37 protein-coding genes are annotated in these 25239 nt (G+C 48.5%); 19 read left to right on the forward strand and 18 right to left on the reverse strand.

Going from position 1 to position 25239, the window contains the following annotated elements:
• The first annotated feature begins 20 nt into the window (after positions 1–20).
• Together DVG79_RS06205 and DVG79_RS06210 are read left to right on the forward strand one after the other, a co-directional pair.
• Positions 21–1646 carry an ABC transporter substrate-binding protein gene (locus DVG79_RS06205; protein ID WP_114595942.1) on the forward strand — a complete coding sequence of 542 codons (1626 nt, stop codon included), beginning with the start codon at positions 21–23 and terminating at the stop codon, positions 1644–1646.
• 178 nt (positions 1647–1824) lie between these two features.
• Positions 1825–2979, forward strand: a complete 1155-nt coding sequence (locus tag DVG79_RS06210) for a globin domain-containing protein (RefSeq protein WP_114595943.1) — start codon at positions 1825–1827, stop codon at positions 2977–2979.
• Between the two features lie 290 nt (positions 2980–3269).
• Here the strand turns inward: DVG79_RS06210 and DVG79_RS06215 are convergent, their stop codons facing one another.
• Positions 3270–4469, reverse strand: a complete 1200-nt coding sequence (locus DVG79_RS06215) for an MFS transporter (RefSeq protein WP_158537529.1) — start codon at positions 4467–4469, stop codon at positions 3270–3272.
• A 229-nt stretch (positions 4470–4698) separates the two neighbouring features.
• On the opposite strand from DVG79_RS06215, the gene DVG79_RS06220 reads away from it, so the two are divergent.
• Complete coding sequence (locus DVG79_RS06220; protein WP_233494539.1) at positions 4699–4995, forward strand: hypothetical protein; 297 nt, start codon at positions 4699–4701, stop codon at positions 4993–4995.
• 80 nt (positions 4996–5075) lie between these two features.
• Here DVG79_RS06220 and DVG79_RS06225 read toward each other — a convergent pair whose 3' ends face one another.
• Positions 5076–5834 (reverse strand): SDR family NAD(P)-dependent oxidoreductase, encoded by a 759-nt coding sequence (locus DVG79_RS06225; protein WP_114595946.1) that lies wholly within the window; start codon positions 5832–5834, stop codon positions 5076–5078.
• A gap of 83 nt (positions 5835–5917) precedes the next feature.
• Here DVG79_RS06225 and DVG79_RS06230 point away from each other — a divergent pair, with 83 nt between their 5' ends.
• Complete coding sequence (locus DVG79_RS06230; RefSeq protein WP_114595947.1) at positions 5918–6298, forward strand: MerR family transcriptional regulator; 381 nt, start codon at positions 5918–5920, stop codon at positions 6296–6298.
• Here DVG79_RS06230 and DVG79_RS06235 read toward each other — a convergent pair.
• Positions 6295–7365, reverse strand: a complete 1071-nt coding sequence (locus tag DVG79_RS06235; RefSeq protein ID WP_114595948.1) for a threonine aldolase family protein — start codon at positions 7363–7365, stop codon at positions 6295–6297. The two genes, DVG79_RS06230 and DVG79_RS06235, sit on opposite strands and share 4 nt — an antisense overlap.
• Positions 7366–7494: 129 nt before the next feature.
• Between DVG79_RS06235 and DVG79_RS06240 the strand changes: the two genes are divergently transcribed.
• Entirely contained in the window at positions 7495–8166 is a 672-nt protein-coding gene (locus DVG79_RS06240; RefSeq protein ID WP_114595949.1) for a hypothetical protein, read from the forward strand.
• 206 nt (positions 8167–8372) lie between these two features.
• Positions 8373–8669 (forward strand): hypothetical protein, encoded by a 297-nt coding sequence (locus DVG79_RS06245; RefSeq protein WP_114595950.1) that lies wholly within the window; start codon positions 8373–8375, stop codon positions 8667–8669.
• Between the two features lie 79 nt (positions 8670–8748).
• On the opposite strand, the gene DVG79_RS06250 is transcribed toward DVG79_RS06245, so the two are convergent.
• From DVG79_RS06250 to DVG79_RS06270, 5 genes are all read right to left on the reverse strand, one after another.
• The gene (locus DVG79_RS06250; RefSeq protein WP_114596563.1) at positions 8749–9891 is read right to left on the reverse strand and encodes a sensor domain-containing diguanylate cyclase; all 1143 of its coding nucleotides are present in this window, start codon (positions 9889–9891) and stop codon (positions 8749–8751) included.
• A gap of 165 nt (positions 9892–10056) precedes the next feature.
• Complete coding sequence (locus DVG79_RS06255) at positions 10057–10323, reverse strand: SPP1 phage holin family protein (RefSeq protein ID WP_114595951.1); 267 nt, start codon at positions 10321–10323, stop codon at positions 10057–10059.
• Positions 10320–10982, reverse strand: a complete 663-nt coding sequence (locus tag DVG79_RS06260; RefSeq protein WP_114595952.1) for a M15 family metallopeptidase — start codon at positions 10980–10982, stop codon at positions 10320–10322. The genes DVG79_RS06255 and DVG79_RS06260 overlap by 4 nt, the downstream gene beginning before the upstream one ends.
• Positions 10983–10996: 14 nt before the next feature.
• On the reverse strand, positions 10997–11803 hold the full coding sequence (locus DVG79_RS06265; protein ID WP_114595953.1) for a helix-turn-helix domain-containing protein: 807 nt from the start codon (positions 11801–11803) through the stop codon (positions 10997–10999).
• Positions 11804–11953: 150 nt separating this feature from the next.
• The gene (locus tag DVG79_RS06270) at positions 11954–12151 is read right to left on the reverse strand and encodes a hypothetical protein (RefSeq protein WP_114595954.1); all 198 of its coding nucleotides are present in this window, start codon (positions 12149–12151) and stop codon (positions 11954–11956) included.
• A 127-nt stretch (positions 12152–12278) separates the two neighbouring features.
• On the opposite strand from DVG79_RS06270, the gene DVG79_RS06275 reads away from it, so the two are divergent.
• A complete protein-coding gene (locus tag DVG79_RS06275) occupies positions 12279–13067 on the forward strand; it encodes a hypothetical protein (RefSeq protein ID WP_114595955.1) in 789 nt (262 codons plus the stop codon).
• Between the two features lie 142 nt (positions 13068–13209).
• On the opposite strand, the gene arr is transcribed toward DVG79_RS06275, so the two are convergent.
• From arr to DVG79_RS06290, 3 genes are all read right to left on the reverse strand, one after another.
• Entirely contained in the window at positions 13210–13626 is a 417-nt protein-coding gene (gene arr, locus DVG79_RS06280; RefSeq protein WP_114595956.1) for an NAD(+)--rifampin ADP-ribosyltransferase, read from the reverse strand.
• A 175-nt stretch (positions 13627–13801) separates the two neighbouring features.
• A complete protein-coding gene (locus DVG79_RS06285) occupies positions 13802–14068 on the reverse strand; it encodes a Txe/YoeB family addiction module toxin (protein WP_114595957.1) in 267 nt (88 codons plus the stop codon).
• Positions 14061–14315, reverse strand: a complete 255-nt coding sequence (locus DVG79_RS06290; protein ID WP_114595958.1) for a type II toxin-antitoxin system Phd/YefM family antitoxin — start codon at positions 14313–14315, stop codon at positions 14061–14063. Before DVG79_RS06290 ends, DVG79_RS06285 begins: the two co-directional genes overlap by 8 nt.
• Positions 14316–14474: 159 nt before the next feature.
• Here DVG79_RS06290 and DVG79_RS06295 point away from each other — a divergent pair, with 159 nt between their 5' ends.
• Both DVG79_RS06295 and DVG79_RS06300 read left to right on the forward strand, forming a co-directional pair.
• Positions 14475–15599: a GGDEF domain-containing protein gene (locus tag DVG79_RS06295; RefSeq protein ID WP_114595959.1), complete on the forward strand. Its 1125-nt coding sequence runs from the start codon at positions 14475–14477 to the stop codon at positions 15597–15599.
• A 25-nt stretch (positions 15600–15624) separates the two neighbouring features.
• Positions 15625–15855, forward strand: coding sequence for a hypothetical protein (locus tag DVG79_RS06300; protein ID WP_114595960.1), 231 nt, complete (start codon positions 15625–15627; stop codon positions 15853–15855).
• A 63-nt stretch (positions 15856–15918) separates the two neighbouring features.
• On the opposite strand, the gene DVG79_RS06305 is transcribed toward DVG79_RS06300, so the two are convergent.
• Together DVG79_RS06305 and DVG79_RS06310 are read right to left on the reverse strand one after the other, a co-directional pair.
• Positions 15919–16143 (reverse strand): GNAT family N-acetyltransferase, encoded by a 225-nt coding sequence (locus tag DVG79_RS06305; RefSeq protein WP_255412941.1) that lies wholly within the window; start codon positions 16141–16143, stop codon positions 15919–15921.
• Between the two features lie 270 nt (positions 16144–16413).
• On the reverse strand, positions 16414–17010 hold the full coding sequence (locus DVG79_RS06310; RefSeq protein WP_114595961.1) for an Ltp family lipoprotein: 597 nt from the start codon (positions 17008–17010) through the stop codon (positions 16414–16416).
• 162 nt (positions 17011–17172) lie between these two features.
• Between DVG79_RS06310 and DVG79_RS06315 the strand changes: the two genes are divergently transcribed.
• The 6 genes from DVG79_RS06315 (at position 17173) to DVG79_RS06340 (ending at position 21248) form a co-directional block, all read left to right on the forward strand.
• Positions 17173–17460 carry a hypothetical protein gene (locus DVG79_RS06315; protein WP_114595962.1) on the forward strand — a complete coding sequence of 96 codons (288 nt, stop codon included), beginning with the start codon at positions 17173–17175 and terminating at the stop codon, positions 17458–17460.
• A gap of 129 nt (positions 17461–17589) precedes the next feature.
• Positions 17590–18825 carry an MFS transporter gene (locus DVG79_RS06320; RefSeq protein WP_114595963.1) on the forward strand — a complete coding sequence of 412 codons (1236 nt, stop codon included), beginning with the start codon at positions 17590–17592 and terminating at the stop codon, positions 18823–18825.
• 113 nt (positions 18826–18938) lie between these two features.
• Positions 18939–19439: a DinB family protein gene (locus DVG79_RS06325; protein WP_114595964.1), complete on the forward strand. Its 501-nt coding sequence runs from the start codon at positions 18939–18941 to the stop codon at positions 19437–19439.
• Between the two features lie 56 nt (positions 19440–19495).
• A complete protein-coding gene (locus DVG79_RS06330; RefSeq protein WP_012370253.1) occupies positions 19496–19933 on the forward strand; it encodes a MarR family winged helix-turn-helix transcriptional regulator in 438 nt (145 codons plus the stop codon).
• A 61-nt stretch (positions 19934–19994) separates the two neighbouring features.
• Positions 19995–20516: an NAD(P)H-dependent oxidoreductase gene (locus DVG79_RS06335; protein ID WP_114595965.1), complete on the forward strand. Its 522-nt coding sequence runs from the start codon at positions 19995–19997 to the stop codon at positions 20514–20516.
• Between the two features lie 27 nt (positions 20517–20543).
• Positions 20544–21248: an SDR family NAD(P)-dependent oxidoreductase gene (locus DVG79_RS06340; RefSeq protein ID WP_114595966.1), complete on the forward strand. Its 705-nt coding sequence runs from the start codon at positions 20544–20546 to the stop codon at positions 21246–21248.
• Between the two features lie 112 nt (positions 21249–21360).
• On the opposite strand, the gene DVG79_RS06345 is transcribed toward DVG79_RS06340, so the two are convergent.
• Together DVG79_RS06345 and DVG79_RS06350 are read right to left on the reverse strand one after the other, a co-directional pair.
• Entirely contained in the window at positions 21361–21882 is a 522-nt protein-coding gene (locus DVG79_RS06345) for a GNAT family N-acetyltransferase (protein WP_114595967.1), read from the reverse strand.
• Between the two features lie 5 nt (positions 21883–21887).
• Positions 21888–22349, reverse strand: a complete 462-nt coding sequence (locus tag DVG79_RS06350; RefSeq protein ID WP_114595968.1) for a MarR family winged helix-turn-helix transcriptional regulator — start codon at positions 22347–22349, stop codon at positions 21888–21890.
• Positions 22350–22527: 178 nt separating this feature from the next.
• Here DVG79_RS06350 and DVG79_RS06355 point away from each other — a divergent pair, with 178 nt between their 5' ends.
• The 4 genes from DVG79_RS06355 (at position 22528) to DVG79_RS06370 (ending at position 24266) form a co-directional block, all read left to right on the forward strand.
• A complete protein-coding gene (locus DVG79_RS06355; protein ID WP_114595969.1) occupies positions 22528–23070 on the forward strand; it encodes a hypothetical protein in 543 nt (180 codons plus the stop codon).
• Between the two features lie 23 nt (positions 23071–23093).
• On the forward strand, positions 23094–23315 hold the full coding sequence (locus tag DVG79_RS06360) for a PLD nuclease N-terminal domain-containing protein (RefSeq protein ID WP_233494541.1): 222 nt from the start codon (positions 23094–23096) through the stop codon (positions 23313–23315).
• Positions 23316–23491: 176 nt separating this feature from the next.
• The gene (locus DVG79_RS06365; RefSeq protein ID WP_114595971.1) at positions 23492–23917 is read left to right on the forward strand and encodes a MarR family winged helix-turn-helix transcriptional regulator; all 426 of its coding nucleotides are present in this window, start codon (positions 23492–23494) and stop codon (positions 23915–23917) included.
• A 19-nt stretch (positions 23918–23936) separates the two neighbouring features.
• Positions 23937–24266, forward strand: coding sequence for a hypothetical protein (locus DVG79_RS06370; protein WP_114595972.1), 330 nt, complete (start codon positions 23937–23939; stop codon positions 24264–24266).
• Positions 24267–24306: 40 nt separating this feature from the next.
• Here the strand turns inward: DVG79_RS06370 and DVG79_RS06375 are convergent, their stop codons facing one another.
• From DVG79_RS06375 to DVG79_RS06385, 3 genes are all read right to left on the reverse strand, one after another.
• A complete protein-coding gene (locus DVG79_RS06375; RefSeq protein WP_114595973.1) occupies positions 24307–24666 on the reverse strand; it encodes a hypothetical protein in 360 nt (119 codons plus the stop codon).
• On the reverse strand, positions 24644–24859 hold the full coding sequence (locus DVG79_RS06380; RefSeq protein ID WP_114595974.1) for a helix-turn-helix transcriptional regulator: 216 nt from the start codon (positions 24857–24859) through the stop codon (positions 24644–24646). The genes DVG79_RS06375 and DVG79_RS06380 overlap by 23 nt, the downstream gene beginning before the upstream one ends.
• Positions 24860–24972: 113 nt before the next feature.
• On the reverse strand, positions 24973–25212 hold the full coding sequence (locus DVG79_RS06385) for a hypothetical protein (RefSeq protein ID WP_114595975.1): 240 nt from the start codon (positions 25210–25212) through the stop codon (positions 24973–24975).
• Between the last annotated feature and the right edge of the window lie 27 nt (positions 25213–25239).

The following is a 25239-nucleotide window of genomic DNA, read 5'->3' on the forward strand; positions in this document are numbered from 1 at the left end:
TTTTAGAACGGAGGAATACGATGGATGCTTATTTATTCACATTATGGAAAACCTGCCGCGAAGGTTCGTATTCGATTGCCGAACTGGCCGACACCATCCATTTAAGCCCAAAACAAACGAAACGGTATTTAACGCGCTGGCAGGAAGACGGTTGGCTTGCGTATACGAGCGGACGGGGCCGCGGCCATTTGACACGGCTCGTCTGGCTCCGTCATGTCGAACGCGAATATGCGAAACAGATGCTTGAACGGATTGAACGGGAGTCGGTCGACGCGGTGACGGAAGAACTGAGCTGGGACTGGTCGCCGGGACAAACGGGACGATTCATGCGAAAGCTTGAGCAAAAGTTCGGCTATACGCAGGAATCGTCCGATGCCCTGCTGATTCCCCGCCGACGTCCTTTTTTAACGACCGATCCGCTCGAAGCCGCCGACATTCACAGTGCCCACCTCGTCCAAAACGTCTTCAGCCGGTTGTTCGCGATTGACGCAGACGGCAAACTGCAGGGCGAACTGGCCCACCACTATGCCTGGAACGGTCCTGTCCTGTCGCTTTATTTACGAAAAGATGTCCGCTTCCATGACGGATCGCTCTTAACGAGTAAGGACGTCACGAAAAGTCTCCGGAAACTGGTTGTCTATCCCGCTTATGCTAAATCGTACCGGCATGTCCAACACATTCAATCCAATGGACCGTACCAGGTTGATATCACGTTGGACCAGCAGCGCCATTCGCTGCTGCCAAAACTGGCGACGATCCATACGAGCATCAGCAAGGACAACGTCGGGACCGGACCGTTCCAGCTGACACAAAATGACCCGAAAAAGACAATTTTGTCAGCTTTTCCGAACTATTACGGCATCCGCGCTCTGCTCGACCGGATTGAGTTCATTCAAATGCCCGATGCCTATGATCCCGTCTACCGGACATCACGGTCGGACTCCGGTGAAACGGATACGATTTCGACCCAGTCCGGTTTCGGCCTCGTCTTTTTGAATCCGCGTCCCGGTGGCCCGTTCGAACGGCCGGAAGCCCGCCACTATATTCACCGGTTGATTGCCGCGATCCGTCCGGCAATCCAGTCACTCAGTGAACGCAGTTTTCCGAACGACCGCGGATTTCTCGAACAGTTCAGTTCCGTCCATCCGCTTCCGGAAGGTCCTGCCGTTTTGTTTACGCAACCGCTCCGGATCAAGCTGACTGACTTTACGGACAAGGTGACCCGCTGGTTATGCGAGACACTTGACGCGCACGGAATTCCCTATGAGTTCGTGCCGATTGGTTTTAAAGCGAGCATCACCGATTTTCATGCCTTTGACACGATTGATCTCGCCGTTCACGCCGAAGTCTTTGAACGGAACTTAGCGGTCGCCTTTCATCAGTTTTTGACGAATGATTTTTCACCGCCGGCGAAGCTGTTTCACCGGATGCCGGAGATGGACAAATGGATTGACCGGTACGATGAGACGCCGTTCGAAGACTGGATGAGATTACACCAGGCGGTCGAGCGGCATTTGATCGACTCGTCCTACTTCATTCCGCTCTATGATGATACGCGGATCATTCCGTTTCCGATTGAGCTGCAAAATATTACGATTGATTCGTTCGGCTATTTGGACTTCTCAAAACTGTGGATTTCCTCTTGACCTCCGACCTTCCTCGGAGGTTTTTTGTCGGTTGCTTGACGAAATGATGGCATACTTGTGACAAATATCACGTACTTTTTTAAATCTAGTATTTTATCTATTGCATTAAAATGATTTCTGACAGATACTGAAATCGAACCTGATCCGATCACCCATTATCCGAAAAGGAAGTGTACTTATGTTAACTCCATCTACGATCACTATCATCAAATCAACCGTCCCGGTGCTTGCCGAACATGGTCACAGTATCACACGTGTCTTCTATCAGCGCCTGTTTGAAAATCATCCGGAAATGAAACATATCTTTAATCAATCGAATCAAAAAAATGACCGCCAGTCGCAAGCTTTAGCGACAGCGGTCTATGCGGCAGCTGCTTACATTGATCAGCTCGAAACGCTCAAACCGACGTTATTGCCGGTCCTCCATAAGCACCGCAGTCTGCAGATCAAACCGTACATGTACGACATCGTCGGAACGGAACTGATCGGGGCAATCCAGGATGTCCTCAAAGACGCGGCGACACCGGAAATTATCGAAGCCTGGACGATTGGCTACGGGGAAATCGCCAAGCTGTTCATTTCGCTCGAAGCGGAGCTCTATCAGCAGGATGAACAAGCGACTGCCTTTGAAGGCTATCAGCCGTTCGTCATTGAACAGATCACACGTCAGTCAAGCGACATTCAATCGTTTACGTTACGTCCGGCTGACGGACGATCTCTTGCCCCGTATCAAACCGGTCAATACGTTACGGTCCGCCTCCAGGCACCGGATGGTCTTTGGCAAAACCGTCAGTACAGTTTAACGACGGTCGCAAACGGCACATCATATACGATCGGTGTCAAACAGGACGGGTCCGTCTCGAACCAAATGCACGATTTGTCCGTCGGCGACAGCGTGTTGCTCAGCGCGCCGGCCGGTTCGTTTACATTAACGGACGCTTCGACGCCATTCGTCGGTCTCGCCGGCGGAATCGGTTTGACTCCCCTGCTCGCAATGACTGAAGCAGCACTTGCGGCAGGTCGCGACACGACGTTATACGTTGCCGTCCAGGACGACCTTGACCGGCCGTTCGCCGAACAATTGGCACGATTCGAAGAACAAGGCGCAACAATCCTCCGTTTTGCAGAACGAAATGCGTTGCCGGGTACGACACCGGGACGCTTGTCGATTGACGACATAACGCAGATCGACCGGACAGCGGACGCATTCGTCTGCGGACCGGAAGCGATGATCCAGTTCGTCCGCTGCCACTGGAGCGGTCAGCCGGACAAGCTGCATTTTGAAGTGTTCGGACCAAGTCTCGCGCTCGAAGCACCGACTGCCGTTTCGTAACTTTCTTTTAGTCTAGCCAGAAAAAAACGACGCTGCCCGTTCCTGCGGGCAGCGTCGTTTGCTTTTAGCACGGTTCCGTTCGAACCGGTTGTATGTACAGGTTTATTTTTCAAGCTCCGGCGTAATCCGGCGCCATAAAACATTCAACATGACCGTCATTCCACCGATCGGAATCAAAAACATCAACGCAAGCATCGCCATTCCATCCATCCTGCACATTCTCCTCTGTAAGCGTTTTTTTAAGTATAACGCCTCCCATTTCTCCTGCCCTCCGCCTGAAGGCCGATTTGTCATCCGACCTCATCCCGTCGCACTTCCACAGCCGGTGTCTTACGCTGAAGACGAAGGAGCAGCAGGATGAGCAGACCGCTTCCGGAAAAGAACAGAAACACGGTGTCGATCGCAAATACGGTCGTCAAATATGCCGATAATCCGAAAAACAGCGCCGAACTGAAGGTTGAAGCAGCGACCATCGCCGAACGGATCCGTCCGAGCAGGGCGTCCGGTGTCGTCTGTTGCAGTAACGTCGAGAACGGGATTCCAAACAGACTGAGCGCCATCCCGAGTAATAACATGCCACTGAACGCAAACGGCAACGTCGTCGTCAGTCCGATCAGCAACGTGAATCCTCCCTGTAACACCATTGACAGATAAAACATCTGCATCAGGTCAAGCCGGTCCGCCAGTTTGGCATAGATGAGCGACATGCCGATCCCGCCGATGACGAGGGCCAGTTCGAGCAGTGAAAACGTATTCGCTCCGCCTCGGATGACATCTTTCGCAAACGGCGCGAGTAACGCGTTGACCGGTGTAATCATCCAGTTTGCGAGAATCCCGAACACTAAAATCCGGATCAAACGGGTGTCACGGGTGAGATACGTCAACCCTTCCCGTAAATCCACCCAATAGTTCCATTTCGGTTTGTCCGTTGTTTTCTCCCCGGACCGTAACGGGAATAACAGGCACCAGGCAAGAAGGTGCAAGACAGCCTCCATCCCTAAAATCACTGTAATTGAAAATCCGGTGATCAACAGCCCACCCGCCAGTAAGCCGGCAAGCGTTCCGACCCGGTCGAGCGTACTCAAGTAAGCATTGGCGACCGGCAGCTGTTCGGACACGACAATCCGGGTGACGACTTTAAACGCGGTATTGCCGCCGATGACTTGCAGGAACGTCTGGACGGCGAGCAAAAACAGCAACGGCACAAGCTGGGCATCCGTCTGCGTCAGGAGATACCAGACGGCAACAAGCAGAAAGCAACGGATCAGGACGGTCGCTTTCAGCAGGCGGACCGGCTCGATCCGGTCAATCCACGGTCCGACCAGACTCGAACTGATGAAACGAATCACAAACACGGCGCCAATCACTAACGAGACGGCTGCCGGCGACAACAGCTGGGCACACGTCCAGTAGATCGCAATATAGGAGATACTGGCGCCAACGACCGCAATCAGATCGGACACATAAAAATAACGAAACAGGCGGTTCATGCCAACTTCTCCTCTCCAGACGGATTTCCCCATCGTTTTCTCTCTTCTCATTTTACACTTTTTTACATAATCCGGACAGAGACCTTTCCATATTTTACAGTCTTCCATGTTCCCGACATCTGTTCGTCATAATTAGTTCATCTTGTTATCGACTTCTCATCGGACTGTAACGAAGATTTCGTCGTCAGTCCTCTATACTGAAAGCAGAAGGAAGTGAAGAGCCATGAGAATGCATACACGAACAGTTACCCAGCACGAATCGACGGATCATCCATCGGAAACACGGCTCGGCTATTACTTTTTATTGATCGTCTTGCCGTTAGGTCTGGCGCATCTCGCCCAGTCGCTCATTCCGTCAGTCGATTCCCATCAATCGTTTTTATTGTCCACGCTTACGATTTGCGCGATCAGTCTGTTTTCGATTCTCGGAAGCCGGACGGATGGCAGCCCTAAAACTACATTCTTCAGCTACGCGCTGTTTTTAGTCGTCAGCTTAACGTCGACGTTTGTCATGCCGCTGATTTGAGATGAACTACATATACGTTTCATCCGCTTCAGACAAAAAAAGCCAGTTTCCGCTATCCGGAAGCTGGCTTTTTGTCTGGCTTAGTTGTTTGCACCGACATACGTAAAGAGTGGTCCGCGCAGTTCAAACGAATAATCTTCCGCATTGACGATGCCGACGATTTGGTCACTGTCGAGCAGTTGGTCGAGGAACGTCGCCATTTCCGCCGCCGTATGGTACTTGGCCACGTTTTTGCTGTAATCAAATCCTTGTTCCCCGCGTGAGCGGTCGGCGAATTCCGTTTCCGTCGCAGCCGGTGCGAGGACTTTCGCCCGCAGTTTCGCGCCGGAGTTTTTCAGTTCCTGGGCGAGTCCTTCCGTATAGGCGCTGACATAAAACTTCGTCGCGCAATACGTGACCGCGTTCGGGACGATCCGGTAGCCGCCCCCGGACGAGACGTTGAGGACCGTCGTTCCTTCGACGTCATGATAATCATGGACATAACGGCTCGTTAAGACGGTCAGTGCTTCGATGTTCAGGCGGAGCATCTTCTCGATTTTCGGGACTGATACATCCTTGATGTTATCAAAATCACCGAATCCGGCATTGTTGATCCACGTCTCGATGTCGAGGTCTTTCAACGAGTCATACAGTTCGTGGACATTGGCCGATTCCGTTAAATCAACGGACCGCAAGATGACATCACTGTCCGGTGCGAGTGCTTTGACTTCGTCGCGTAACTTTTCCAGTTCATCCGTCCGGCGGGCAACGAGGACCAATGACTTCCCTTTTTGTGCGAGTACTTTTGCTGTTTCGTATCCGATGCCTGAACTGGCTCCTGTAATGACCGTGTATTTCATCTGTAATTCCCCATTTCTGTTTGGTATAGTAAAAGTCTACAAGTTAGAGTTGACTCTAAGTCAAGCATGAAAGGTGTGACACGATGTATACGATTTCAGAAATCAGTCAACTGACCGAAACGACGGCCCATACAATCCGTTATTACGAAAAAGAAGGATTGTTGTTCCCGACCCGGACGGCAGGCGGAGTCCGGCGTTATGACGAAAGCCAATTGACCTGGCTCCGTTTTGTCCTCCGCCTCCGGGCGACACATATGCCGATCGATCAGATCCGGGAATATGTCGAACTGTTTCTCGCCTCATCCGAAACGCACGACACGTCGCTTGAGCGGCTGCGTCTGCTCGAAGCACACCAACAAAATGTCCGCCAGCAACTCGCGGAACTCATCCGGACGGAACAAATGATTACGGAAAAAATCGCCGTTTACCAACAACTCCATCCGACCGTCAAGGAAACGATTTAGGATAGAGCCTGCCGAAGCCGGGTAAATCCGGTTTCGAGTGTTTCCGGATCCAGCTCCCCGTAAGCATCGCCGACACTGATTTCTGTTGAACAATACCCGTCTTTGTCGACGAGATAACCCACGAGGCCGAGTCCCGTTTCTTCCTGAACCTGTTCCAGTTTCGGGGAGACGTCCGCCGCCTGACCAGTAAAGTGCAGGTGGAACATGTTCGAGACCGGGACTTCCGGTGTCGTATGCACACCCGGCAACGCATTGAACCGTTCCGCCAGTTGTTTCGCATCCGCATAGTACTGCCCCATCCGGTCCTTTCGCAGTTCATAATAATAATCGGCCGAAACGATATACGGATACAAGCTGATTAAGTCCCCGCCATACCGCCGTTTCCAGATCCGGGCCGTCTTACAAAATGCTACCGGTCCTGCAAGAATCGCCCCGGCAATTCCGCCGAGTCCTTTATAAAATGAAATGTAGACACTGTCGAACAGTCCGGCGATGTCAGCTGCCGTCTTCTCGTAATACGGCACTATTTCAAACAGACGGGCGCCGTCAAGATGCAGACGGATTCCCTGTTCCCGGCAATACCGGCTGATCGCTTCCAGTTCGCTGAACGCCGGTACGACTCCACCGATTTCCCGTTGCGGTAATTCGAGCAACAGACAGGCAATCTCGGGCAATGCCTTGATTTCGTCGAGTGTCATCAACCGGTCGGCTTCTCCGACAAGAATCGTTTGAATCGGATGCAGTTCCTTTAATCCATCCTGCTCATGAATTTCGAGATGACAGAGCGGATGATAGGCGACGGACCGGTTATCCGTTTCGTCCGACCAAATCCGTAAGGCCACCTGTTGCGCCATCGTGCCGCTCGGGAAAAAGACGGCGTCCTCCATCCCGAGTACATCGGCAAACTTTTTTTCGAACGGTTGGATGATCGATCCCGTCCCGTATTGATCACTTGCCGTCTCGTCCGCAGTTTCTTCAAATGCTGTTTTTAACACGCCGACATTCCGTTTCCCGTGCCCGCTGATTTGTCCCGTTGCTTGTTGAAAACTGGTGCGTAAGCGATTCATCTGGTAACCTCCATTTTTTTAGGAAATAATGACTAATTTTTGAAAAATCAGAACGTTTTCCTGTCATATTTGCTATACTCAGTTCAGACTTGTTATCAACCGTTTTGACGGTATCAAAGAGGTGTTCTCATGAAAACTTCGTTCCGATTAAAAATCGGTTTGTTTCTTTCCGGCGTTTTACTGGCCGTGTTCGCGATCCAGTCCGTTGTCCCCCGTTTTCTGTCGTCGTTCGTTTCTCTTTTCGACAGTCGGACGACCAGCTCCTGTACGACACGCTGTGGCGACACGCATAATCTTCCGCTTCCGTCCGATCCACTCGTCATTAACTTTGATCCGATTGCCGAGACTGCCGCAACCGAGCCGGACCCGCTGTTATTACGGACGGGTTTCGATTCCACGGTCGTCGCACCACCGTATCCGTTCATCTTCATTTTCCTGATGGTGGCATCCGTCCTGCTGCTCGTCTATTACATCAAAGTCATCCGACCGACCCGCTTCCAACCGCTGCTGTTAACGCAAAGTCGTGTCGAGGTGCTTCATTATCCGCACCATGAATTACCGGCAGAAGATATTCGCCAACATATGCTGCTGTTTAACCGCCGGCTTCCGCAATCGATGCAACGGCGCGAACAGGAGACGATGACCGAGTGGTTCGCACGGATCAAGTTTCCGTCGCCGGTCAATCCGCATTACTTAGAAGTCCGTTATGGCGGACACGTCTCGATTCCGGTCCATCAACTGACGTTTTTTAAACAGACGACCGAAGACTTTTTGCGTCATGTCGGCTCGACGATCATTTGATTCCGCAGTACCTGATGCCAGATCGGGTCCTTCTGAATCAGGTGATTTTTTGTTGTACGTTAAAACATTCCCTAATTCACCAGTATTCGGTCCTTTTCCGGACAGAAACTGATATTTTTCAAAAAAATTGGGTATTATAGACTATATAGTTAACAAACAGCTTATAATTTTTTGAACTGTTTTGAAAGAGAGCGAGGCGAAACGAGATGATTACAGCACAAGAAGCGTACTTCATAAAAAATGGTCTGAACGAACAGTTTGAAGACCCTCGAATCGACTGCGACTTTTCCATTTTCTCGCTTGAACCGTTCCAACTCTTGTTACATGTACATGATGACGAGGTCGATGAATTGAGTACGGAAACAAGGTATGTCCTAAGTCGAAAGATTCGGTCTCAACTGCATCAATTGGATGCGAAAGTCGGCGGTACACCCGTCAAGACGGTGTTCGTCATTTCTGCCCCATTGATTTCCGACCGTTCCTATTGTGTGATTTTGCAATGATCTGACAGACTATTTATGGATTGAAAAAAAGATCCGATTCCATTTTCGAATGGAGTCGGATCTTTTTTTCGAGAGCATATCAGCTGGCTTCATGGCTTGAAATTTGATTGCGTCCGCTTGACTTCGCCCGGTACAGGGCTTGGTCGGCCAGGACGATCAAGTCACCTTCCGTCAACGTCTCGCTCGGCCGGACGACGGCAAGTCCGATACTGACACTGAGCTGGCAAAGCGGTTCGTACGCTTTGTGTTCAATTTTCAACCGGAGAATTTCGCTGCGGATCCGTTCGGCGACATGCGTAATCTGTTCGACATGCTCCGTCAAGATGACAGCAAATTCTTCTCCTCCGTACCGCGAGACCAGTCCAAACTCACCCGCCTGTTTTTTTAATGTAGCGGCGACTTTCTGCAGACACCAGTCGCCTTTCAGGTGACCGTACGTATCGTTGTACAGTTTGAATTCGTCGACATCAATCAAAATCAAGCCGACATCCGTCTGCTGTTCCCGGGCGGTCGTAAAGCATGCTTCCAGATGCTCATCGAATGCGCGCCGATTGGGAATCGAGGTCAAGGCATCATGTAACGAACGGTGAATCAACGCCTGTTGACTCCGCTCGAGGCGGAACGTCTGCAGGAAGGCCAGCAACAGCAGGACAGCGACGATGACGACGATGACGATGACCCACTTGGCAGACGCCGACGCCTGTTTGGAACGGTCCGTCGCTTCCTGGATGATTTTATCGATGTCCTGATTGATTTTTGCATTGATCGGCCGGAACTGATTGACATAGTCCATGCCGCTGTAACGTTTCAGTGTCGCCCGTTCGATTTGATTGCTCTGAATCCACTGAATCTGCTGCTCATAAAAACCGTCCGTCCGTAAAATCAGCGGAATCGCCTCCTCTGCCAGCAACTGCTTGAGAATCGGATGGCGTTGATCGAGCATCTTCAATGTGGCAATCGTTTCTTTCAGTTCGGCATTCGTATTTTTGAATTGCTGGAACGTCTGATCATTTTGATCGAGTAAATAACTGCGCACGGTCAACTCCTGATCGAGCAGCAATGGGAACAGTTGCGAAGCAGCATTTGAAATCGGGATCGCTTCCATCATGATCCGGTCGTTTTCTTGTTCAACTTTCAGGAAAGCATTGTAACTCCAGATACTTGTAAACATCAATGAAAACAATGCGAGTAACAGGTAAAATTGCAACGTCGATAATTTCAAGTTCAGTCTGACCTCTTTCTTTTCCGTCGGCAGCAACTGTGGAATGCTGGCGATACGGGACGCTACCTTATTATCGGTATCTTGGGATCAAACCATTAGCGCTCTACTCGAAATATTGCCCGTTGCCTGCACATTTCAAACAAATTACCAGTTCAGGTTGCACATTCATCCTGATTTTTCCTGTCCTTTGCGATAAACCTGTCCTTTCCACTCTTGTAACGTAACTTGTGCCTGTTGCGCCGCTTCGGTCATATTGTTATTTTTCCACCACGCATAAATCAGACCGCCTGCACCGAGAAGCGCCGTCAAAGCGGTTTCGACTTGATTCGTCTCAAACGGCAACGGTGTATAACCGGACGCAAGTAACGTCAAATTGACCAAACTGTAGAGCGGGACGATCAGTCGGATCAGGGCGATTGAACGTTCCTTCATCGGCGGAGTCCAAACAGATGGCGCCACGTGACCGGACCGATGACACCGTCTGCCGTCAGCCGGTGCTGTCGTTGAAACTGTTCGATGAGGTGCGTCAACTTACCATCAAATTGTCCGGTCAACGGTAGTCTAAGCCGTTTTTGAATCAGCCGGATCAGCGTCCGGTCCATCCGCTTCGCTCCTGCATAAAGTGCTCGACCGGGATAACGCGGTCCGAGTAACGGTTTCGCTTGACCGTTGACCGCATCATACAATTGAAAATGCGGATAATCAGGAAAGTTGCCCCAGTCACCGCCCCACTGCATCTGATAACGTTTCATCGCGGCGACGAGCCGTTTCAGCCGCGGATCGGGCGGTGCAAGAAACTCCGCCCGTTTGCCGCCATCCGCATAGACAAACAGATCAACGGCCACCCCGAAGTTATGATTTGATTTTCCTCCTTTGGCATAAGTAACGATTTTTCCCGGACGGGTCCGTCCAATCGCATACAAAGCATCCTGTTCCTGTTTTGTCCGGTAAGCTTGCGCAATACCGATCGGCAGTCCTTCTGCCGCCAGTTCCGTAATGACGGCGCGGGTAATCGCGACGACGTCCGGATCCATTTCGCTTATCAGTTTTCGGTTCGCTTGTGCGAGTAACCAGTCAAGTGATGGTGTCATAAAGTCCTCCTTGATCAGATAAGTTCTGCGAGCAGTAAAGCCAGTTCCCCTTGATCGGGAACGGTTTCTTCAAACCGTTGTTTTTGCTCCGCTTCTGCCTGCTGCTGTTGCCGGCGTTCCCGTTCGACCCAGTCCGGCAACCGACCGCGGTCTGTCCGGCGGGACGTTCGCTTCCGGGATGATGCCCGGCGGTGTTGTTCATGACGGTCAATCTGTTCCTGCGTCAATAAATTCCGCTGTTTCAGACTGTCGATGATGACTTGGATGTAGTTGAAATTGCGGATATTCGCCGCTGTTGCCTGTTCGATTGCATGGTGCAGGACGGCGGGACTCGTTTCTTTTAACAAACGCTCAAGCTGCCTGCGGATCGACGGGGTGACACGACCGATTTCCCTCTCAAAATGAGTAATGATTTCCTTGACTCCGGGTGATGGTGGTTCTTTTTTTAAAGACGGTTTCTTAACCCCTTTTTCTTTGGAGGCGACAGGTGTCTCCCCGGAAGTCGTCTCATGACCAGGGACCTGTCCGGAAGCACCCGGGGACCCCGCCCGGATCCGGTAGCCGTTTGACGTTTGTCCGCCGTGCCGGTCAAACCGTTCGACCTTTTCAATCCAGCCTTTTTCGACGAGCGTCTGGAGACAGTTTTTGACGGTCGTCTTGCCGCACGGAACGGCGTCCGCGAGCGTTTGATGCGACGGGAACGCGAGTCCGTCCCGTCCGGCATAACTTTGCAGCAGCAGATAGACCATTTTTTCATGGACGGAGGAAAAAGCGGCTCCGTCGCGTAACAATTGATGCTCGACACGTAAGTAAGGTTGCATAAATTTGTCCCCCTTTAAGTTCAGGAGGAATTTCCTCCTTTCTATCCAGAAATAACAGGACGAATCACTTGGTTGTTCGGAATTTTTTAGACAACAAACAGGCACGATTTTTTCGGAAGCGACTGTTCCGAAAAAAATCGTGCCTGACAGTTAGAGGAATCTGAAATACAAATACGGCAGTACACCGGCGAGCAGGATGCTGAAGGCGGCCATACCGAGGATGACGCAGATTGCTTTTGAGATTGAAAGCTGTTCTTTTCCATAAGACAACAGGACGGCTTTGACAATCGTCCAGAGCATTAAGCAACTCAAGAGACATGAGCCGATCAGGAGAATCAGCACTTCCATATCAATCACCCTTTCCTGTTATAAGTAATTATTTTATCTTGAATTAAACGATCTTTCCTTGACGGACCGCTTAAGCTTGCTAGACTGAACAAGAGAACGCTTACACCATATAAAAGGAGTTTTTCTAATGTCACGCCAACAGACCCTGCTCACCCGTCTCGACCAGATCGGCCAACAGCTGGAACAAACAAATGACGCCTGGTTATTGCTCGGACTCGGTTCCGTCGGTCAGGAACTCGAACGGCTTGATGCCTATTCCGATCTCGATTTTTTCGTGATTACGAAACCGGGTCAGAAACAGCGATTCCTCGATCGGCTCGACTGGCTCGAGTCCGTTCATCCGCTCAGCTTCATTTTCCAAAATACCGTCGACGGCTTTAAATTGTTATTCGCGGACGGGATTTACGGAGAGTGTGCGATTTTCGAACTCGATGAGATGCCGGACATCGCCTTTTCCCCGGGACGGATTGTTTGGCAGGATCCAACATTCCCGGGCGTCGACTTGACGGTTTCAAAACAAGCACCTCCACCGATCCGGCGCGATACACTCGACTTCGCACTGAACGAAGCCTTGACGAATCTTTACGTCGGTTTGTGCCGCTATGCCCGCGGGGAACGGTTGTCCGGTCTCCAACTGGTCGAACAGCATGCTTTTTCACAACTCCTGTCCGTTTTGCACCTGCTCGAGTCGGAAGTCGTGTATTATCCGGACCGGTACGGCAATGAGCGCCGGGCAGAGCAGCGGTTCCCTCAGGCGCAGGAACGATTCGCCGCTGTCCTGCAAGGATACGCCCGCGTCCCGGAATCAGCACTTGCGCTGCTTGACTGGCTCGAGCAGATTCAGCCGGTCAATCCGGCGATGGCGGCTGAAATTCGTCGGCTGGCTGCGGAATGCAGGTCGAAGCAAAATGGGTGATAGCAGGCTTCATGGCAATGGCGTGGTGTGACGGTCGTACCGTACTCGGTCCAGCCAACTTTCCAGAAATCCGTCAAAATGAAGTGTTCCGTCATACTTAACGGCTTGTATCGTAATCGGCAAATTTCATTACTCCTTTTATTTAATCCAAAATGACATTTTTTCCTTCTTTCGTTAACCCGGCCAAGGAATCCTTCATTTGTTGAATCAGTTCCTCCGAATGCCGCTCCCAAACGGCAAGTTCTGCGACGACGACAAGCGGTTCCTTCGACCGGTAGGACCGTGTCGGATTGCCGGGAAAGCGCTGATCCGTTAAGTTCGGATCGTTTTCGAACGGTCCGAGCGGTTCGACGAGATAAATCCGCTCCTTGCCATCGCCTTTGGCAAGCTCGGCGCCCCACTTCGCGGCTTCAAGCGTTGCGGTGAAATAGATATAATTCGACCTTTTTTCCTGATAATTCGACAGATAGTTGCTCTGTAACTGATCACCGATTTGTAAGACGGCCTTTGTCCCGTGCAGAAACGGTCCCCGGTCGAGCACATTGGTTTGTCCGGTCATTGCTGTTCACGTCCTTTCCTACAATCTTGTTTGTAGTGTAGAACAGAACGAAACGTAAAAGTAGTCTGTTTTCGTCTACAGATTCGCGGTATAATTCCAGTAGAGAAGAATGAAAAACTCCCGACATACGTCACGTTCCGGTTGGAGCGGTGCGTTTGGTTCGGGAGTTTTTTGCTTAGTAATGATAACGGCATTGAAGGATTTCCACCTGTTCACTCGTCATCCGGTAAACAAGCCGGTGTTCCGAATCAATCCGCCGGCTGTAAAAGCCCTGTAAATTGCCTTTTAATGCTTCCGGTTTACCAATGCCAGTTAAATTGCCGTTTCGTTTTACGTCTTCAATCAGTGTATTGATCCGCTTCAGTTTTTTTCTGTCTTCCTGTTGCCAATACAGATAATCTTCCCATCCATGATCCGTAAAAAGTAGACGGACTTTACTCATCAATCAACGTTCTTTCTGTCAGCTTTTTTTGTTCCAGCTGTTCGATTGACTCCAGTAGACGGACTGAATTTTGAGGACTTCGCATTAAATAGATGGTCTCCATCAAACGATTATATTCTTCTTCAGAAAGTAACACGGCATTTTCGTTATTTTTTCGTGAAATGATGACAGCTTCCTTATCATCATGCACTTGATCTAAAATCTGTTTAAAATTTTTCCGGGCATCACTGTATGTGACAATCGACATCATTAGTTCCTCCTTACGTGTTTTTTTCTATTTTTATTGTACATGATTTCGTACAACTACTCAATCTTCGTTCTGTTTCCTTTTACAATTAAAAGCCCGGCTCTCTTCCGGATTGACAACTTTTGTCAAAATGGTATCTTAAAAGTATCATGTTCAAGGATGTGGAAAATCATATTCATCGTCGAGCTGCTCGTCAACGCCTGCATCGCGTTTACCGGGTTTTACATCGTTTCAAAAATCATCCACTCCAACCGATTTTCATCCTATATCGCGAAGTCGCTGATCATCGGTCTCGCGACCGGATTGCTCGGGGTCATCCTGATGTTCAAAGGCATCCAGGTCAATGAATCATTACGGATGGATTTACGCCATTTACCGCTAGTCCTGCTCGCTTTTTACGGCAGCCGCTTCCCGCTTGTCATCGCCACCTTGATCATCGCCGGTTCCCGGTTTTTATTTGGTGTGACTCCGCAAGCGTTTATTGCGTTCATTGCCATCCTCGCCATCAGTACCGGAATGATGTTGATTCATCGCCAGCTCCTGAATCGGCCGTTCCGGCAGAATCTCGCCCTCAACGTCTGGGCGCTGTTGATGATTACGTTCGCCGTTCTGATTAATTTAGGTTTTAACGATGCTTCGCTTCGTCTGTTGCTTGCGACCTGGACGATTGGTCTTGCCGTCGGTGTTCTTTCAAGTCTGTTGACACTTGATTTCCAGACACTGAACCGCCAAGTCGAACTGTATAAGCAGTCGGCTGAGCGTGATCATCTGACCGGTTTATACAACCGGCGTGTTTGGGATGCCCGAACTGAGGGACTGGAACAGGAAGGACGTGTCTACAATGTGCTCGCGCTCGACATCGACCACTTTAAACATGTCAACGATACATACGGTCACGGAAACGGGGATCTCGTGTTGCAACAGTTCGCGAATATCCTGATGGAGGAAACGCGTCCCCACGATATCACGGCCCGGATCGGCGGCGAGGAATTCATGATTTTAGTCTATGACCTGGCTCCGTCCAAAGTCATCAAGGTCGCGAACCGGATCCGGGAACGGATTGCGAATGAACGGTTCCAGCTAAATGGTTTTCCTGCCATCACCGTCACGGCATCGATCGGAATCGCACATGGGAAACAGATTCACATCCAGCACATGAACGGACTGGCGGACGAAGCCCTTTATACGGCGAAACAGCAAGGGCGAAACCGGACAATCCTGTTCAATCAGCTTGATCAGCAGGACGTTGCGGTATCGCACACTTCAACGGAGACAACTTCTTAACGACATATCATTGGAGGTTTTACTTATGTATGAACCAAAACGGGAATTCATCACGACTTCGGAAACAATTCTTTTTGTCGGCAGCCTATTCATGTGGTTGTATATCGTTCGCTTTTTCGGGACGGTTGATTCCGCATGGTGGATCTTGCCACTTCTATGCTTCCTGCTCTTCTTGCGTTCGTTTATCGGCAGACGGGTTGATTTGAGTTTTAACTGGGTGGAGGAAGAAGAAGCACGCAAGTCCGAACAAAAATAAAACGAATCAAATAACAGCCCGGTCTCTCCGCTTGTTCAGGAGGAAGACCGGGCTGTTGTTCATTCACTTTTTTAAATAATATTCCCGGGTCAAGACCATCAGAATCGAATTGACACGTCGTCGTTCAACTTTGAGATCATCCTGTTCTACACCAATCACTTGAAACCCCAGTTTTTCATACACGTGCTGTGCCCTCGGATTAAAGTCAAAGACGCTTAACGTCAAGCGGGCAAGCGATGTCTGCCGAAACAGGTAATCGATCAGCAACCAGGTCGCTTCCGTTCCCAGCCCGCGGTTTCTGCCGGCTTACCCAATCAAAATCCGGAAGTTCATAATAGGTAGGTTTCTTAACGATTATGTACAATACTCCCAATTTTGAACGGTCAGGGTAAAATATAAGTGAAAGTGATTACATGGATTAGACCAATCAACTTTATGTATTGCTTCTTTTCAAAATTTAGATGGGTCGACATAGAATTTTTAAGTATTACAATAAAAAATAAGCGAACATAGCTACTTAAAGACATGTCCGCCTACCTTCCATTTCAAATTATTTTCTCAAAGACCTGCTTGACCTACTCCGTAAGTTGCTTCTTCTGTTGTAAATCCATCAAATACTAATTGATCGATCAAACCATTTCTCGAAAAAGACGTGAATCCAAGATAATCTTTTGCTTTTTTAGCAGCTTCTTCTTTCCAATCTACTTCGATGTTATTTACTGCGAAAGTAGAATCTTCGTTAGAAAAACCATCATATTCAAGTTGCGTTACAAGTCCACTTTTTGAAAATGCAGTAAAATTCAAATAATCTTTTGCTTTTTGAATTGCATTTTCCTGTTCTAGCGTCACTTCTGGTTCAGCCTGGACTTCTTCTTCCGGTTCAGCTTGGACTTCTTCTTCTGGTTCAGCCTGGACTTCTTCTTCCGGTTCAGCTTGGACTTCTTCTTCCGGTTCAGCCTGGACTTCTTCTTCCGGTTCAGCTTGGATTTCTTCTTCCGGTTCAGCTTGGACTTCCTCAGTAGAAGTTAACTCTTCTTTCGACGTATCAGCAGTTTCTTCTCCGCCATTTGAAGCAAGACTTCCAATAATAATAATACCTAACAGCCATACCCACCATTTTTTATAAAATGGCTTTTTAACTTTTTCTTTTCGCATAAATGACACCTCATTATATCTTTATATTAATGACTATAACATATAAATAAATTAAATTTAGGTAAAATAATGAAATTCATTACAATTTTGTACGTATTATTTACAATTTCAGTCCTTTATACTGGATGTATTCTAACCGTATACAAAGGAGTAATGCTGACTATGAAATTCCCCAAATGGCTCCTTTACCTCGGCGCACTCCCGACGTTCGTTTTTGCCTTTTATGCCATCACGAATCCTGCCTTTCGGTCTGACATCGCCGAGTCGTCTCCGGTCGCAGCCCCAGTCCTCGCTGTCATTCTTACTGTATTTGTCGGCTACTGGACCCTGTTCTTCATTTTTGTGAACGGACTTCGCCGGCATCTCGACTTAGTCGTCTTATCCGGCCTGTTGCTGATTTGTTTTCTGTTAACGAGTTTGTTTGCGACACTCGATTACTTTCTCACCTAATCGATGTACCCCAGCCATCTTCCGGATGGCTTTTTCCATTTTTTTCTTGCTTTCTTATTGGCTGTCCCTTAATATCAACTGTAATCATTTTCTATATATTCAAAAAACATTCAGAAGGAGTGATGGCGCATGCGTAGAACGTGGAAACACCCTGCTTTGTTGTTATCAAGCGTCGGCATCTCCAATCTCGGGGCGTGGGTGTATTTCATCGCTCTGAACCTGATTGTCCTTGACCGGACGAATTCAGCGTTCGCCGTCTCGATTCTCTACATGCTCGTCCCGATTGCCGCCCTGTTATCGAGTTTCTGGTCCGGCACGGTCATCGATCGTGTCGACAAACGGAATTTGATGGTCTTGCTTGATCTGTCCCGGGCTGTCTTGATTGCCGTCTTACCGTGGATCGATTCGTTATTCGTCCTGTATACACTGGTTTTCTTCATCAATATCGGCAGCTCGTTGTTTGAATCGGCTTCGCTGATCTACATGACGAAACTCGTCTCGAAAAACAACCGTCAACGGTTTAATGCGTTAAAAAATTTCATTCAATCCTGTGGCTTCATTCTCGGACCGACGATTGCCGGTCTCTTATTCCTCGTCGGTTCCCCGACGTTCGCCATCTATCTGAATGCCGGTGCCCTCGTTCTGTCGGCCCTGATTTTGTTTTCTCTGCCGGATATCGAAAAACAAGCTACAATCACCGGTGCCGAGCGGCTCAGTTTCAGTCTAATCGTCTCGGACTGGAAAGAAACGCTCCGTTATGCGCATAAGCATCGCTACATCACGCTCGTCTACGCCCTGTTCTGCGTGATGACGATTTTCATGTCCGGGCTCGATTCACTGGAAGCGACGTTTGCGACCCGTGTGCTCGATTTTTCGGAGAGTACGTACGGCTTCCTCGTCAGTATCGCCGGACTCGGCATCATTGCCGGTTCCATCATTAACGCGACGTGTACGAAATGGCTCAGCCTGCGATTCCTGATCGGCTTCGGAGCCATTGCGACACCGGTTGGCTATCTCATCTTTGCGACGGCGACCGATTTCAGTTTCGCGGCAATCGGATTCTTCCTGCTGACGTTTGCGTTATCATTCGCGAATACCGGATTCTTATCGTTTTATCAAAACAATGTCCCGGTTTCGATCATGGGACGATTCTCCGGCGTCATCAATGTTGCCGAGTCGGTTTTGATCATCGCTCTGACGTTATCGATCGGTTTGCTCGCTGAAACCTTTTCAATCCGCTCGACTTACATCGTCTTTTCACTTGGGTTCCTAGTCATCGGCTTGATCACATTACCGGTTGTCTTCAAACGCTCAAAACAAGCGTTGTATACGATGACAGGCGAGGAAGAATCAAAGGCATCTTAACAAACAGCGCCAACGAGGATCTGCTCCTGGTTGTCTCTGTTTTTTTATCGTCCAGGCGACAACCGGACATGCTATAGTCAAGAAAATGGATATCCGCTGAAGGAGGGATTTACATGACGGGAATCGACTGCCTGTTGTATCTGCATCACGAAATAGACCGGTATACCGAAACCGAATTACATTACATTTCTCAACCCGGTGTCTGGTCGCTTGGTCAAATGTATGATCATATTTTACTTGTCGCCCATGAATATCTGGACGAAGTCGAAATCTGTGCTTCGCTGACGACCGATACAGCGGATGGTAAAACACCGTTCGGAGAAGAATTATTCCGTCAAAATGCCTTTCCACCCGTCAAGATCAGACTGCCGGACGAAATGAATGCCCCACCGGACAATACGGACAGCCGTGACCGCTTAAAACAGCGTCTGCTGGAATTGGTCAAACGAATGGAGGACTGGTCGGAGCAACTCGATCACATCGAGCCGACACGAAAAACGAAACACGGCGGCTTCGGTTCGTTGAATGCGAAGGAATGGGTTCAACTGATCGAGATGCACACCCGGCACCATTTCCGGCAGAAAACAGAGTTGGAACAGATTCTTCCGGATTGACGACTGATATTTCCCTATGTTAATTTGTATATGCAAATGAAAGGAGATGATTTTCGATGCGTTCCGAAGAAGAAGAGGTTTTAATCCACTGTCTTTACTTCACAGCCAGTCGCTTCGCGCGAAATATCACGAAGATGGCAGAGAAGTCGTTTGACCTTGATGACTTGGCTCCCTCCTATCTCTATCTAATCATGATTGTTAAGTTCCGTCCGCGGATTACACAAAAAGAGTTGTGCCAGGAATTATCGATTGCGCCGTCGACGAGTACCCGATTCATCGATAAACTCGAGAAAAAAGGTCTTGTCCTTCGTGAAATGGATGGAAAACAATCACTGATTTCCCTGACGCCTGAAGGTGAAGAGATTTATCGCCGATTCCGGCTTTCGTTAAAGGAATTTTTCCAGGCCTACTCGGATATTCTCGGCAAAGAGTTCAGCAAAGACTTAAGTAAGACGTTACATGAAGCGAGTAATACATTAGAAAAAGAACTCTAGTTCTTTTTTTTGACCTTTCATTTGCATATACAAACGAAATCCACTTATAAGGAGCCTGAACATGAAAAACACATTAATCATCGTCGCCCACCCGAATCTTGAAACTTCCATCGTCAACAAGGCATGGCGGGAACAATTGGCGAAAGAGGTAGAGGGAACAGTGCATGATCTCTACGTCAGCTATCCGGATGAAGTGATTGACGTCGAAAAAGAACAGGCGTTGCTGCTGGCACACGACCGGATCGTCTTCCAGTTTCCGTTCTACTGGTACAGCAGTCCATCACTTTTAAAAAAATGGCAGGATGAAGTGCTTTCGTTCGGCTGGGCATACGGTCCTGGCGGGACGAAGTTGAATGGGAAAGAGTTTATGCTTGCCATCTCGACAGGAGGTCCGGCGGAAGCCTATCAAGCCGGTGGACATAACCGCTACAGCATGAGCGAACTGACACGTCCCTTCCAGGCGATGGCGAATCTGACCGGGATGCAGTTCCTGCCGTCCTTCATCGAACAGGGCGTCCGGTTCCTGTCCCCGGAACAAGTCACAGAAAGTGCTTTCCAGCTCGTCGCGCACATCAAAAAATAAAATCCCGCACAAAAAGGAGTTTTTAATATGTCCACACAGTATGCGCTCGTCACCGGTGCCAACAAAGGAATCGGTCTTGAAATCGTCCGTCAATTGGCAGAGCAGGACTATCATGTCTTTTTAGCAGCACGCGATGCAGCGAACGGTCAAGCGGCCGTCGCCTCCCTTGCCTCGGACAAAGTCACTTTCGTTCAACTCGACGTGACGGATCCGGCATCGATTGAACACGCAAAACAACAGATTCTTGCCGTGACGGACCGGTTGGATCTGTTAATCAACAATGCAGGCATCGCCCTTGATTTCGGACAACCCCCGATTACGGTCGACGTCAACGTCTTGCGCCAAATCTTTGACGTCAACTATTTCGGGACGTTCCAAGTGACACAAACATTTTATCCTCTGGTCGGGAACGGCAAGATCATCAATGTCACGACGGATATGTCGTCTCAGACTTCGTTTGATGAAGGACGGATTCATCCGCTTAACGTGTTGGGTTATAATTCTTCAAAAACCGCCCTTAACGCCATCACGCTGTCACTCGGCAAACAGTTTCAAGACAACGGACCGGAGATTTTCGGTGTAACGCCCGGATTCACGAGTACGGATCTGAACGGCAATGCACCGGGAGGCAAGACGACGGCCGAAGGAGCAGCCGTCATCGTCCGCTATGCACTTGAGGAAACGAATTACAACGGAAAAATCCTCAATGCTCAAGGGATCATGCCCTGGTAAAAAGCTATTACTGAAAATAGTCGTTCTGTTTTGCAAAAACACCTCCCGATGCGATCTCCGGGAGGTGTTTTTGAGAGCTTGCTATTTTTGACTGATAGGAGTTCGTTTCATTTTACAGTGTTTTCGTCAGGATCAAATCAACTTGTTCATCTTCTCCCATAAAGAACGAGTGTGCCCCTGTCTGGACGAAGCCGAAACGTTGATAAAAGCGTAATGCCCGGTGATTTTCTTCCCACACTCCTAACCAGACTTGCTCCATCCCCTGTGCTTGAGCAACCTCGAATGTTTTCTCCAGCAACTGCTTTCCAAGACCTGTTCCCTGGTACGCCGAACGAATGTAAATTCGTTCAAGTTCCAAGGTTTTTCCTTTCATCAGCTCCGTTTGAGCGTCTCCGACATTCAGCTTTAAATAACCGGCAATTTCCTCATTACTTTTGATGAAAAAGAAAAACGAATTCGGATGTTCAAGCTCACGTGTCAATTTTTCGAGATTATAGGATTGGTTGAGATAATCCTCTAGATGCTGCGGATCATTTTGGGAACCAAACGTCTCCGAAAAAGTTTCTATGCTAACCGCTTGTAATGTTCTGACATCCTTGACGTCACAGCGGACAAACTCAATTGTTTCTTTCATCCTGTTCACTCCTTCAGATAATGTCGAGTTCCACCTTTTTTGACAAAGTCCCATTCCCGCTCGATATTTTCACGGACGCGCTCCGTCAACTCCAGTAATTGGGCTTGTTCTTGTTCACTTAAACCAGCTAAAGCAACCCCTTTCGAATAAGCGTGTTCCTGCAGAATCACCGGACACGTTGCCTGCCCTTTTGCAGTTGCATACAGTTTTTTGATTTTTTTGTTCACGACATCTGGTCGTTTTTCGATGAATCCGGCTTTTTCTAATTTTTGAATCGATCGGGCGGCTGTCGTCCGGTCCACGAGAATCAGTTCCGCCAGTTTTTCTTGAATGATTCCTGGATTTTCACAAATCCGGACAAGATAAATGTATTGTCCTTTTGTCAGTTCCAGCTCTTTGAATTCAACATTACTGATGGAATCGAGTGCCCGTGCAATCATTCCAATTTCACGTAATAGTTCTCCCATGGCGCCTCCTTTTTATGTTCACTCATAACATGCTATGAACTTATTATATTATTTTTTGTTGCAAATACAACAAAAATTCTTTACATTTGTATGTTTTTGTTAAAACACCCTGTTATCCAATTGACAAAAAGTGTATATTTAAACCATCTATTCGTTTAAAGGAGGATTTACTTCGCCCGTGAAATTCTTTAGATCCCCCCGGACGCCTGAATTATCATGGATTCCGGAGCCAAACTGGCAAACCGTCTGTACTGAACGCTCCATCGACATTCAACAGCATCCGAACGAGCAGATCGTCGGACTGGCTTACAATAATCAACAGCAGGTCGTTCAAGTAACACGTAACATCCATGCACCGCTGTTCAGTTATTACGTGACGTTATTGGAAAATCGCCGCACCAACAAAACCGTTTTATCGAAACGGTCGCATATGACGATTCAACATCTGTCGACACGACTACATGGCTCAAGTAAATTTGCCGAGTTCAGCTTGCTCGACATCCATGTCCGCGAAGAAGGACTTGGCGAACGCGGTTTACTGCTCGAATCGTTAATTCATGATATTCAACATAAATATACCCATTACCGCGTCAGTGGAGACTTTACCGCCATTTCTTACGGTGGACGCGTCTCTGCCGAATGCTTTACCCGTTACGGCTTTACGATTGAACAGGATCGGTTGATTTTGAAAAATTTTCATGACCGACTGTTCGTCAGCTAATCATGGCTCAGGAGGTAACCGGTTTGGATTTAATCAACCGAAAGTGGTTCAACAATATCGTCCACCTGCTTGGATTCTTTTTAATGGTCATGGCGTATCGCGACTTATGGAAACGTCCGAAGACACGCGGTCCCAAATGGCTTTGGGGCATCCTGATTTTTCTCGTTAATTATCTTGGACCGATTTTCTATTTGGTTTGGGGACGGCATGCCCCGACACCAAAAACAGCATCGCGTGCCAACTAAAAAAGCCTCCTTCGTCCACCCGGTTGTCGGGTCAAACGAAGGAGGCTTTTTCGTCAGGCGCAAGTGATAGGAGATCAACCGATTTTGTGTTAATTTGTATATATGAAACCGCTTGATTTGAAAACAGCGTTTCTCATTATTTTACCGTTTACACGGTGACAGAAAAGAGGGATCTGATGACTTCACACCTGTCTACTCCATCCTACCGTCATTGGCAGGCCATCCAAAAACTGCATCACCGCTATATGAAGGAAGTCAATGCCGTCTTAAAAGACTGGGGCTTGTCAAAGGCACAATTTGATATGCTCGATACACTGTACCGCGAACAGAGTGCGACACAGAAATCACTCGAAACGACACTTGAGCTGTCGAGCGGTGCCATCTCCCAAACTTTAAAAAAATTATTTGAGCAGCATCTCATTACCCGGAAGCGGATTGACCGGGAAAAACGATTGGTCCTGACACCGTCCGGTGAAACAATCGTCGAAGAGTCAACACCGCTCGTCGAAGTCATTCATGAACAGTACTTCAAACAGTTTACGATGGATGACCATGAGTCGTTTGACCGTCTGCTCCATAAGATGCAAAGTAATCATTTTTAATCCGGAAGGAGTCGTTCTGATGATTCTTCGACATTTTACACACCGCCGCTTTTTACCGGCCATCGTCGCCCGCGGCGGACTGTCCGTCAAGGATACAGGCGGAGATTACTTACAATTCGAATTCGATCCTCCGAGTGAGCAGCCGCAGGACGAGACGGATACCGTTGCGCTTGACTTCGATTTCGTCAAGATGCAGGCGGCAGATATCGAAGTTTTAGAACAAGTAGAGGACGCGACATGGAACGTCGACCCTGACTCGAGCGTCGGTCCGTCCCGCTTCGTCAAAAGCTTTTTATCGCTCGGCTACCTGACGGAGGAATCACGAGAACAGTTATCCGAGTACTATTGAAGAACAGGTCGACGCGACCTGTTCTTTTTTTGTTTTACCTTCAGCTTCGTCGACTGTACATAAACAGCGTCACCGGGAACGTCATGACCTGAATGAACAACACACACAACAAAGCCGTTAGAACATCTTCGATGATTCCCCACTGCACGAGCACGACTACCGCAAACATATACACGATACTCAACGCATATGACATCTGACCGCTTTTCATCTTAATCGCTTCTTGCCGTTCGTCATGTGTCTCAGCCGCCGGGAAGACCAAATCGATCGCCAATTGACTGATTCCGACGAGGATGAGGATGATACTGTGCGGGCTCGGTCCATCAACAAGAGTCAGGTAGGTACCGTAGACAAGTAGAATAGCGAACAGTAAACGATTAATCATCGGCATATGTTTCATCAGGCATCGTCTCCTTTTTCTTTCGAATCGGGCAATCAAACAGCGTAGCGATTGAAAACGCCAGCTCAAGCGACGGATTATAGCGTTTTTTTTCGATGGAGATAACCGTCTGCCTTGATACACTCAGTGCTTTAGCGAGTTTGCCTTGCGACCATTGACGGGCTTCCCGTAACACTTTCAGTCTGTTTTTCATCCCAGTCACCTCTTGCTTCCAATAATAGGTAAATCGAATCTTTGTGTCCAGTTTCCTTTACAATCAGGATAAAAGAAAAACCACTCAATCCGTTTGGACTGAATGGTTGATGCTCAAGAAGATTTAACCGGTTGACCAACAGTTTCCTGTTGCTTTTTTAAATCCTGTTTCCACCAGCCGGCGATATAAAATAAAGCAGCCATTACAAAAAAGGCCATCGGATAATAAGTCAAACTAGGCTCATGCGAAGCCTCCAATGTTAAATACATGTATCTCTCAAAGATTTTAATGACAAACAGCATGACAATCCCGACCGCTACCGCAAGCGTACCCAACAGATAATGTTTATTCATCCTCGTCGCTCCTTCTCCATTTTTTTA

Origin of the sequence: Exiguobacterium sp. RIT594, assembly GCF_003339585.1 — a bacterium.
Classification (GTDB): Bacteria; Bacillota; Bacilli; order Exiguobacteriales; family Exiguobacteriaceae; genus Exiguobacterium_A.

Excerpts from the sequence above, each read along its gene's own strand:
- DVG79_RS06205 (WP_114595942.1), top strand. The coding sequence starts at position 21 with ATGGATGCTTATTTATTCACATTATGGAAAACCTGCCGCGAAGGTTCG.
- DVG79_RS06210 (WP_114595943.1), top strand. The coding sequence starts at position 1,825 with ATGTTAACTCCATCTACGATCACTATCATCAAATCAACCGTCCCGGTG.
- DVG79_RS06215 (WP_158537529.1), bottom strand. The coding sequence starts at position 4,469 with ATGAACCGCCTGTTTCGTTATTTTTATGTGTCCGATCTGATTGCGGTC.
- DVG79_RS06220 (WP_233494539.1), top strand. The coding sequence starts at position 4,699 with ATGCATACACGAACAGTTACCCAGCACGAATCGACGGATCATCCATCG.
- DVG79_RS06225 (WP_114595946.1), bottom strand. The coding sequence starts at position 5,834 with ATGAAATACACGGTCATTACAGGAGCCAGTTCAGGCATCGGATACGAA.
- DVG79_RS06230 (WP_114595947.1), top strand. The coding sequence starts at position 5,918 with ATGTATACGATTTCAGAAATCAGTCAACTGACCGAAACGACGGCCCAT.
- DVG79_RS06235 (WP_114595948.1), bottom strand. The coding sequence starts at position 7,365 with ATGAATCGCTTACGCACCAGTTTTCAACAAGCAACGGGACAAATCAGC.
- DVG79_RS06240 (WP_114595949.1), top strand. The coding sequence starts at position 7,495 with ATGAAAACTTCGTTCCGATTAAAAATCGGTTTGTTTCTTTCCGGCGTT.
- DVG79_RS06245 (WP_114595950.1), top strand. The coding sequence starts at position 8,373 with ATGATTACAGCACAAGAAGCGTACTTCATAAAAAATGGTCTGAACGAA.
- DVG79_RS06255 (WP_114595951.1), bottom strand. The coding sequence starts at position 10,323 with ATGAAGGAACGTTCAATCGCCCTGATCCGACTGATCGTCCCGCTCTAC.
- DVG79_RS06260 (WP_114595952.1), bottom strand. The coding sequence starts at position 10,982 with ATGACACCATCACTTGACTGGTTACTCGCACAAGCGAACCGAAAACTG.
- DVG79_RS06265 (WP_114595953.1), bottom strand. The coding sequence starts at position 11,803 with ATGCAACCTTACTTACGTGTCGAGCATCAATTGTTACGCGACGGAGCC.
- DVG79_RS06270 (WP_114595954.1), bottom strand. The coding sequence starts at position 12,151 with ATGGAAGTGCTGATTCTCCTGATCGGCTCATGTCTCTTGAGTTGCTTA.
- DVG79_RS06275 (WP_114595955.1), top strand. The coding sequence starts at position 12,279 with ATGTCACGCCAACAGACCCTGCTCACCCGTCTCGACCAGATCGGCCAA.
- arr (WP_114595956.1), bottom strand. The coding sequence starts at position 13,626 with ATGACCGGACAAACCAATGTGCTCGACCGGGGACCGTTTCTGCACGGG.
- DVG79_RS06285 (WP_114595957.1), bottom strand. The coding sequence starts at position 14,068 with ATGAGTAAAGTCCGTCTACTTTTTACGGATCATGGATGGGAAGATTAT.
- DVG79_RS06290 (WP_114595958.1), bottom strand. The coding sequence starts at position 14,315 with ATGTCGATTGTCACATACAGTGATGCCCGGAAAAATTTTAAACAGATT.
- DVG79_RS06295 (WP_114595959.1), top strand. The coding sequence starts at position 14,475 with ATGTGGAAAATCATATTCATCGTCGAGCTGCTCGTCAACGCCTGCATC.
- DVG79_RS06300 (WP_114595960.1), top strand. The coding sequence starts at position 15,625 with ATGTATGAACCAAAACGGGAATTCATCACGACTTCGGAAACAATTCTT.
- DVG79_RS06310 (WP_114595961.1), bottom strand. The coding sequence starts at position 17,010 with ATGCGAAAAGAAAAAGTTAAAAAGCCATTTTATAAAAAATGGTGGGTA.
- DVG79_RS06315 (WP_114595962.1), top strand. The coding sequence starts at position 17,173 with ATGAAATTCCCCAAATGGCTCCTTTACCTCGGCGCACTCCCGACGTTC.
- DVG79_RS06320 (WP_114595963.1), top strand. The coding sequence starts at position 17,590 with ATGCGTAGAACGTGGAAACACCCTGCTTTGTTGTTATCAAGCGTCGGC.
- DVG79_RS06325 (WP_114595964.1), top strand. The coding sequence starts at position 18,939 with ATGACGGGAATCGACTGCCTGTTGTATCTGCATCACGAAATAGACCGG.
- DVG79_RS06330 (WP_012370253.1), top strand. The coding sequence starts at position 19,496 with ATGCGTTCCGAAGAAGAAGAGGTTTTAATCCACTGTCTTTACTTCACA.
- DVG79_RS06335 (WP_114595965.1), top strand. The coding sequence starts at position 19,995 with ATGAAAAACACATTAATCATCGTCGCCCACCCGAATCTTGAAACTTCC.
- DVG79_RS06340 (WP_114595966.1), top strand. The coding sequence starts at position 20,544 with ATGTCCACACAGTATGCGCTCGTCACCGGTGCCAACAAAGGAATCGGT.
- DVG79_RS06345 (WP_114595967.1), bottom strand. The coding sequence starts at position 21,882 with ATGAAAGAAACAATTGAGTTTGTCCGCTGTGACGTCAAGGATGTCAGA.
- DVG79_RS06350 (WP_114595968.1), bottom strand. The coding sequence starts at position 22,349 with ATGGGAGAACTATTACGTGAAATTGGAATGATTGCACGGGCACTCGAT.
- DVG79_RS06365 (WP_114595971.1), top strand. The coding sequence starts at position 23,492 with ATGACTTCACACCTGTCTACTCCATCCTACCGTCATTGGCAGGCCATC.
- DVG79_RS06370 (WP_114595972.1), top strand. The coding sequence starts at position 23,937 with ATGATTCTTCGACATTTTACACACCGCCGCTTTTTACCGGCCATCGTC.
- DVG79_RS06375 (WP_114595973.1), bottom strand. The coding sequence starts at position 24,666 with ATGAAACATATGCCGATGATTAATCGTTTACTGTTCGCTATTCTACTT.
- DVG79_RS06380 (WP_114595974.1), bottom strand. The coding sequence starts at position 24,859 with ATGAAAAACAGACTGAAAGTGTTACGGGAAGCCCGTCAATGGTCGCAA.
- DVG79_RS06385 (WP_114595975.1), bottom strand. The coding sequence starts at position 25,212 with ATGAATAAACATTATCTGTTGGGTACGCTTGCGGTAGCGGTCGGGATT.